At 45.3% G+C, this 7,127-nt stretch carries 9 protein-coding genes and 1 pseudogene; 3 read left to right on the top strand and 7 right to left on the bottom strand.

Annotation, left to right across the window (positions count from 1 at the left end; all coding sequences use genetic code 11):
- Together QZU58_RS09515 and QZU58_RS09510 are read left to right on the top strand one after the other, a co-directional pair.
- Nucleotides 1–386 (top strand): annotated as a pseudogene (locus QZU58_RS09515) (hypothetical protein); the annotation flags it as partial.
- Nucleotides 328–1,590, top strand: a complete 1,263-nt coding sequence (locus QZU58_RS09510) for an AAA family ATPase (RefSeq protein ID WP_294496313.1) — start codon at nucleotides 328–330, stop codon at nucleotides 1,588–1,590. The pseudogene QZU58_RS09515 and the gene QZU58_RS09510, both read left to right, overlap by 59 nt.
- 87 nt (nucleotides 1,591–1,677) lie before the next feature.
- On the opposite strand, the gene QZU58_RS09505 is transcribed toward QZU58_RS09510, so the two are convergent.
- The 6 genes from QZU58_RS09505 to QZU58_RS09480 all read right to left on the bottom strand — a co-directional run bounded on the left by QZU58_RS09505 (nucleotide 1,678) and on the right by QZU58_RS09480 (nucleotide 5,962).
- Complete coding sequence (locus QZU58_RS09505) at nucleotides 1,678–3,618, bottom strand: DNA polymerase (RefSeq protein ID WP_294496311.1); 1,941 nt, start codon at nucleotides 3,616–3,618, stop codon at nucleotides 1,678–1,680.
- 61 nt (nucleotides 3,619–3,679) lie between these two features.
- Nucleotides 3,680–3,811 (bottom strand): hypothetical protein, encoded by a 132-nt coding sequence (locus QZU58_RS09500; RefSeq protein ID WP_294496309.1) that lies wholly within the window; start codon nucleotides 3,809–3,811, stop codon nucleotides 3,680–3,682.
- A 10-nt stretch (nucleotides 3,812–3,821) separates the two neighbouring features.
- On the bottom strand, nucleotides 3,822–4,385 hold the full coding sequence (locus QZU58_RS09495) for a DUF2815 family protein (protein WP_026297960.1): 564 nt from the start codon (nucleotides 4,383–4,385) through the stop codon (nucleotides 3,822–3,824).
- Between the two features lie 3 nt (nucleotides 4,386–4,388).
- Nucleotides 4,389–5,513 (bottom strand): DUF2800 domain-containing protein, encoded by a 1,125-nt coding sequence (locus QZU58_RS09490; RefSeq protein WP_294496305.1) that lies wholly within the window; start codon nucleotides 5,511–5,513, stop codon nucleotides 4,389–4,391.
- Complete coding sequence (locus QZU58_RS09485) at nucleotides 5,506–5,781, bottom strand: rRNA biogenesis protein rrp5 (RefSeq protein ID WP_294496304.1); 276 nt, start codon at nucleotides 5,779–5,781, stop codon at nucleotides 5,506–5,508. The genes QZU58_RS09490 and QZU58_RS09485 overlap by 8 nt, the downstream gene beginning before the upstream one ends.
- Nucleotides 5,744–5,962 (bottom strand): hypothetical protein, encoded by a 219-nt coding sequence (locus QZU58_RS09480; RefSeq protein WP_294496301.1) that lies wholly within the window; start codon nucleotides 5,960–5,962, stop codon nucleotides 5,744–5,746. Before QZU58_RS09480 ends, QZU58_RS09485 begins: the two co-directional genes overlap by 38 nt.
- Nucleotides 5,963–6,207: 245 nt before the next feature.
- Between QZU58_RS09480 and QZU58_RS09475 the strand changes: the two genes are divergently transcribed.
- Nucleotides 6,208–6,552 (top strand): hypothetical protein, encoded by a 345-nt coding sequence (locus tag QZU58_RS09475; RefSeq protein ID WP_026297959.1) that lies wholly within the window; start codon nucleotides 6,208–6,210, stop codon nucleotides 6,550–6,552.
- A 44-nt stretch (nucleotides 6,553–6,596) separates the two neighbouring features.
- On the opposite strand, the gene QZU58_RS09470 is transcribed toward QZU58_RS09475, so the two are convergent.
- Nucleotides 6,597–7,127, bottom strand: a 531-nt coding sequence (locus tag QZU58_RS09470; RefSeq protein ID WP_294496297.1) for an ATP-binding protein, incomplete at its 5' end; no start/stop codon positions are given.

Below are 7,127 nucleotides of genomic sequence, written 5' to 3'. Positions count from 1 at the left end.
TGTCCACCTTCTATGACTTTCTTTCTCTGAATATCGAAAATCCCGGTGATGTGTCACTTCAGGAGAAATGGTTCAAGGACACCAAGATCTTTGAGGACAAGGAATTTTGCAGTGAATACATGGGAAAGTTTCCGGTAATTTTCATTTCCCTGAAGGCTGTTTCCGGTAATGATTTTCTGAGGGCGTACGAGCAGCTTGGAAGCACCATCTATAAGATGCTTTGTCAGTTTGATTATCTTGCTGAAAGTAAAAAGCTTAAAGAAGATGCTGTAAACGATTTTAAAAAGTTAAAGAATGAAACATATCTTTGCAATCCAGAGAATCAAAATGCCGTTAAAAATTCTCTGGAAAGGCTGTGCTACTGGTTATACCTTTCTGCTCATTGACGAATATGATGTACCTATCGCCAAGGCGGCCCATAACGGCTACTACCGGGAAATGATTGACATCATCAGTCCGTTCCTGAGCAATGCCTTAAAGACCAATTTGTATCTTGGCAGAGCTGTGCTTACCGGATGTTTAAGAGCAGCTAAGGAAAGTATTTTTACTGGACTTAACAATCTGCTGGTTTGCTCGATTCTTGATTCCGGAGATGACGATATATCCAAGGGGATAGGTTTTACCAAGGAAGAGTCCGAAGGAGTTCTTTCATATTACGGTCTTACTGACTATTACGAAGATGTAAGAAACAATTACGACGGGTACCATTTTGGAACAACTCATATGTACTGTCCGTGGGATGTAATGAACTTCTGTAATGACAACTACAGAAAACTGAGTAAAGACAAAAATCTCATTCAAGCCGGCAACTACTGGATAAACACCAGCGGTAATGATGTAATCGAAGAATTCATGGGCTTTATCGAGCCTGAAGACGTTGAGCTGATGCAGGATCTTCTGGATGGTAAATCAATAACTGCGGAAGTAAGAGCCACCTTGTGCTACGGTGATTTGCAGAACCATGACATAAATGATTTCTGGACTCTGCTGCTTTATACAGGGTATTTAACTTTTGAACCGCAGTCCCATAATCCTGAAAGTGATGAGTACAGTGTTTATATTCCTAATGAAGAAATCAGAAAATGCTTTAAATCCAGAATTCTGAATTATTTTAAGAACAATTCAGTTATGAAATCCAGTACCGCTGAACTGGTAAAAGGTTTGTTTGAAGGTGATGCCGAAAAAGTTCAGGACAACCTTAACACGCTCCTTGGCAAATACGTTTCAATCAGAGATTTTTCAGTCAATGCTCCGAAGGAAAACTATTACCATGGCTTCGTGAACGGATTACTGGTAAACGGCACGTCTCTCATTGCAGAGCAGAAATCCAATTTTGAGTCAGGAAACGGCTACATCGATTTGATAATCAAATCTATCAGAAGCAGAGGAATTATCGTCATTCTGGAATTAAAACAGACTTCAGACGAAAACGAAGACAAAGTGCTTATTGCTCAGGATGCCGTTGAACAGATAATTCAAAAGAAATATGCCGATCCGTACATTAAACGCAACGACATCAAAGCTGTTCTTACTTATGGCATATGCTTCTGTAAAAAGGAATGTGTCGTTGTTGGAAGAAAGCTGAAATAAAATGTTCAAGCGTGGCAACCGAGTCAAAGAATACTTGATCGGTAGTGACCGACCAAGTTACCGACTAAGATCTCGATTAAGTGATTGTTAATCTTTCTTATAGAACTCGGTGACGTAGCCTGCAGCATCAAGAATGAGCCCGTCAGCCCATGGTGGTGTACGTCCCATCTGCTCACACACAGCATCGAGGCTCATCCGCGGATCAGCCTCAATGACCACTTCGTCATGTATGTGCATCACGATACTGCAGTGTCGGAGCGTCTTCATGGCATAGCAGAGAATATCTCTTGAAATGGCCTGCACGATGTTTTCGACGAACTTTGGTCCGTAACTCTCAATACGCTCCCATTTCTTGGTGGCACCGATGCCTTCATAGGTAACACTCTCCCCGCCGAATTGGTTCATGCCGATGCGGGGCTTTACGTAGGCTAGCTTTCTGCCTGATGGCAGGGTGATGAACAGCATGCCACTTCTGCAGGTAAAGGTAAGTCCGTGTGTTTCAGTAGTGGTGCGATCAATGATGGCTTTCATGACAGCACGGTCTACCGCCCACCAGAACTTCACGATATTAGGATTGGAATTACGCCATGCGGTAACGAGGGGCTGAAGCTCTTCTTCCTTTAGTCCCATATCCAGAGCTCCCATAGCCTTTAACGCACCGATACCTCCGCCGTAACCACAGGCGAGTTCCGCTACCTTACCTTTCTGCCTCAGATGCCCATTCACACCATGCTTTTCAACAGGAACCTTGAACATTTGACTGGCGCTCATACAGTAGATATCGCCGCCGTTTTTGAAGAGTTCCATACGCCATTTCTCCCCGGCAAGCCAGGCTATCACTCGTGCCTCAATGGCAGAAAAGTCGGCTACATAAAAGAGCTTGCCCTCTGGTGGAATAAAGGCTGTTCTGACGAGCTGAGACAAAGTATCCGGCACATCTTCATAGAGCATGGAGACCGCGTCATAATTTCCTGAGCGGACAAGAGCACGAGCCTCATCGAGATCAGACATGCTGTTACGACAGAGATTCTGCAATTGAATATTTTTGCTTGAGAACCTCCCGGTACGGTTCGCTCCGTAGAAGCGGAACAGTCCTCTGGCACGGTTATCAGCACATACAGCATTTTGCATTGCCTGATATTTCTTAACGGCAGATTTGGCTAGCTGCTGCCTTAACGAAAGCACTCGGCATAATTCCGGAGGTGCATTCTTCATAAGTTCGGCTACAGCTTTCTTATCAAGGGATTCTGTCATGAGTCCGTTTTCAGCAAGCCATTCCTTCATCTGCTGTACCGAGTTAGGATTCTCCAGAGCGGTGAATTCCTTCATAGCTTTGGTGAGTTCTTCCCGGGAACGGTGATCCATGGTAATGGCTTGATATACGAGTTCCATGTCAACCAGAACCCCGCGGTCGTTAATCTGCTGATCGATGATGTATTCTTCCCACACAAAATCAGGTACCGGGAACTTGGAAAGACGTTTCTGTATTTCCATTTCAGTTTCAACGTCCCTGAGATTGTAGCTTTTAAATAAACTCCATTTGTCAGGAGCATGGTGGGGGAGATTTCGAGTTCTGCCGCTGTTGCTTTGTGTTGGAGTACAAGGCTTACAGAAATAACGGATTAGATCTTTACCCTCCGTGAGCTTCTGCTTCTCAAGCCCCAGTATGGCACCCACACCTTCAAGAGACTGCGGCAGTCCCAGTGTCGCCGCCCACACCATGTCGCAATGCCAGCCTTCAGGGCTGAGATAAGTACCGGGTGGAAGTCCTAGATACCGGGACAGACAGATTCGTTCAAAGGAAGCGTTAAAGCTATGTTTGATGATCTTCTCATCGGTGAGAGCCTTTAGAATCTCATCCGGCACCTTCTCACCGTTGGCTAGATCGTAAATCTTCACCGGTTGCCCATCTACGCTGCAGGCAAAGAGCAGGATTTCAAAATCCGGTGATTCAGCGTAGCGGTACACACCGCTTTTGCCGATGTCTACACTGGAAAATGACTCGATGTCCAATGTAATGTTATTCATTTCAATACCTCACAAAAAAGGGTAGCAGTTCTGCCACCCTTTGATAAAAGTTAACGGCCGGTTAGTGCAGTCGTTGCCATCTGTGCCACAGGTGCGAAATCAGCCAGGTCATAAGTTCTATGGCATAAGCAGTTATCACTCCCGTGAACATTCCGGTTCCGAAGCCCGTGATAAAGATTTCTGATGAATCCATTCAGACGTCCTTATCCCAGAAAATCTTCTTCAGCCTCAGTGGCAAAATCGCTCTCGGCACTGGCCTTACCACCAAGAGGTTCACCGTCGCTGATTTTCTGCAGGTTGTTAAGACCGCAGGCAATACCCTTATTGCCGTTCGCATTGAAGGCATAAAAGCTGATACTGGCACGACCATACACACCGGAGTAAACCTCGGAACGGTTCATAATCGGGTTGCATGCCGCATCAACAATTCCCGGAGCAGTGGCACTGTTGGCATTGATGAAGTAGGCATTGGCATAAGCTGGATCATCCGGTCTTTCAATGTCGCCGTCACGCAGAGGAGTCTTGATGACTGAAAGAGCAGGTACGGTTCTGCCGTTACCCTTCAGCTTGGATTCGCCTTCCTTGTAGGCGGCTTCAATGGCAGCTTGAATTTTGGTTACAGTTGCAGTATCCGATTTAGGGACAATCAGAGACACACTGAACTTAGGAGCGCCGCCGTTAATTGACTTGGCTTCCCATACATTGGCATAAGACCAGCGGGTTTTAGGGCCGGTGATAACTTTCATTGGATTAACGATTTTTGTCATTTTCTATTCTTCCTTAAAATCTAAGTTTGCACATGAAATTTCCGGTCTTTTATCGCTTTCCGGTACAAGCGTTGGTTTGCCTTGCGGCTTTTCGATATAAGCTGAAAGCAGCTTCTCGAATTTTGTCTTGCCGAGGAGCTTCTGCATGGCTGTTATGCCGAGAACCTTCTTCTCGAACGGATCAAAGCCAGCTTCACATACAGCCTTGATGACTTCATTCTCATCGGTGTATCTGCGGTTGGCTCGCCCTTCCACCAGCTTCCAGCCTGTCCAGCTTTTACCGCCAAGAGCACTCTGGAGGGCATAATCCTTCACGTCAGATGCCCAGGAGGTAAGCTCATCAACCTTGGATAAAATCACCTCAATCTCGACGTCATCAAGAAGCGCCGGCAGCTTGAACTCATGTCTTGCCATCAGGAGATTTTCCTCAGCTCTGGCTCTGCATCTGTGTTTGGCTTTACAGAAACCGCACCATTCGCCACAGTGAAATTCTCCTTTACCCTCAAAGGCCAGTTCGGCAGCAGGCTTTAGAACCGTTTCCGCCCAGGTGAGGAGCTCCTCACTGCTTATTTCAAAGGTGGAGATGTTTTCCCGTCTTGGCTGATAGATGGTCATGGAGACCTTGCTGATGTCGTACAGAGCATCGAAAAGCTCCAGAGCACCAAGGGCATAGCACATCATCTGCGGGTTCATTTCAGCTTCAACCAGCACCCCGAGACCATGCTTGTAGTCCACAACTCTCAAGGTTCCGTCTGCGATAATCACGCAGTCGGCAGTTCCGAAGCCTTCTGGTACCCAGCGGGAAAAATCCACGCGCTGCTCGATAAGAACCTTCGGATCTGAGCAGGTCTTGGAAGCTTCATTCACCTGTTCAAGAACATAGCTCGCATACCCGGTAGCGCATTCCTCCATCTCGTCATTGAAACGGGACAGCTTCGGTGTCGGATCATCGGCTTCCATTCCCAGTGCGGTTTTAAGCTTGTACTCACACAGCTCATGAGCCTCGGTGCCCTCCGCAGCGTATTCGCTTGGTTTGTCCTCAAAGGTTTCACAAAGCTTTACTGACGGAGTGCAGTTCAGCCAGCGGTGGGCTGAGGAGGCTGACAAAATTGCATGTTGACTAGGCATTCATAAGCTCCTTTGCATCATTAAGCAGAGCAGAGTAGTTGTTCGGATCTACATCGCTTAAACGCTCAGCGCCGTACTTTACAATCAGCTTCTTCACGTCAGCGGTAAAGCCGGCTCTGCTGATGTCTGCAAGAACACCTCTGACCTCTTCAAGAGTAATTTCCGGTACTGGTTCCTGCGGTGCAGGTTCGGCAGTAACTTCAATTCCTTCCGCCAGTTGACGAAGCTCTTCAGAGATTTGCATCAGTCTTTGTTTGAGATTTTTCATAAAGTTTTTCTCCTGATTTACAGATTAAAATTTCACCCACGTTGTCTCCCGGAATCAGCACGGTAACCTTATGCATGTCACCGAGCAGAAAGCGCAGGAGTCTTTCCCGGATGTTGATGGCTTTACAGTTAAAGACACCGCCGGGTGCGGGCTTCCTGGTTAAATTGATTTTGAGTTTCATGATTGCTCCTTGGTAAAAATTTGTTGTTTTCACTAAGTAGCCACGGCAGGAGGGAAAATCTGACGTTTTTGAAAAAAATTTTTTTGAATGATTAAGAGTTGAACAGTCGCAATTAAGAAACAAGTTGTTTCGCAATTTGATGTGATTCAAAAGAATTAATTGAGAAAGCTCTAATTTTGCAACAACTTGTTGCAAAATTAAAAACAGGCATAAACCGTGAATGAGATTAAAAGGATTTAATTGAATTGAGAATCAATGAATATAAATCGCTTAATGAGTTTACATCTCAATATGTTGGAGAATGGGCACCGTCAAATGGACATTGGTACGGACTGGATTTTTTATATCATGGAACCGAGTATAGGTTACACACCGGGTCTATGTATAAAAATGGAAACACCATACTTCCAGACGGTAGAGAAGCTATGTTTGGCCTTTATAAAAAGATTAATAAGGAGTTATACGGTAAATACGAATTATTAGGCGAATACGCAGACATGCACGATTTACTGGAAAGCCGAGTAATCGAAGGAAGATCTTTTGCTGAAGTCATTATGGATGATTACACCGAATTGCTCGGTCAGGATTGACATAAGTGTGAAGGTGAACCCGGTATCCCACTCATCACAGCCCATTACTGTACTCCATAGAAAGAACGAACCAGAGGCAGCGCCCCGTAGCGGCCGGAAAGATATCCCAGTTCCAGATTTTCCTTTCCCTTTTTTGGACTGAAGTCTGACAGAGGATACAGGAAAGAAGCCTGCTCTCTGTCTTTATCGCAGAACCAGATCTGATCTCTTCGGAAAATTTCCTGAGTAAGAATGGTTGTTTCATGAGTGGTAAAAATCAGCTGAGCGTTTTTAGGATTAGCTTTTGGATCATGAAACAATTCCACCAGAAACTGAACCAGCTTAGGATGGAGATTTACATTAAGCTCATCAATACACAGAACACTGCCGTTAGCCAGAACATCCAGAATCGGTTCAGCAAAAGAAAAGAATTTCTGCGTACCGGAGGATTCATCCCTGAAATTAAATAATACTGTCTGACCATTGCTGTCAGTGTGAACCGTGTTGATTTCATAGGTCGGTTCAGTGGGGAGGTGTTTTTCCTCAACGCGGATATCTTCGATATTAAAATCAGCTGCCTTAAGGAATTTCAGAAC

The organism is uncultured Ruminobacter sp. (genome assembly GCA_902764345.1).
Taxonomy (GTDB): Bacteria; Pseudomonadota; Gammaproteobacteria; order Enterobacterales; family Succinivibrionaceae; genus Ruminobacter.
Note: the sequence above shows the minus strand (reverse complement) of the source record. Positions and strands in the feature narration are given on the sequence as shown.

Coding starts and splice junctions, on each gene's coding strand:
- QZU58_RS09510 (WP_294496313.1), top strand. CDS start 328: ATGCCGTTAAAAATTCTCTGGAAAGGCTGTGCTACTGGTTATACCTTT.
- QZU58_RS09505 (WP_294496311.1), bottom strand. CDS start 3,618: ATGAATAACATTACATTGGACATCGAGTCATTTTCCAGTGTAGACATC.
- QZU58_RS09500 (WP_294496309.1), bottom strand. CDS start 3,811: ATGGATTCATCAGAAATCTTTATCACGGGCTTCGGAACCGGAATGTTC.
- QZU58_RS09495 (WP_026297960.1), bottom strand. CDS start 4,385: ATGACAAAAATCGTTAATCCAATGAAAGTTATCACCGGCCCTAAAACC.
- QZU58_RS09490 (WP_294496305.1), bottom strand. CDS start 5,513: ATGCCTAGTCAACATGCAATTTTGTCAGCCTCCTCAGCCCACCGCTGG.
- QZU58_RS09485 (WP_294496304.1), bottom strand. CDS start 5,781: ATGAAAAATCTCAAACAAAGACTGATGCAAATCTCTGAAGAGCTTCGT.
- QZU58_RS09480 (WP_294496301.1), bottom strand. CDS start 5,962: ATGAAACTCAAAATCAATTTAACCAGGAAGCCCGCACCCGGCGGTGTC.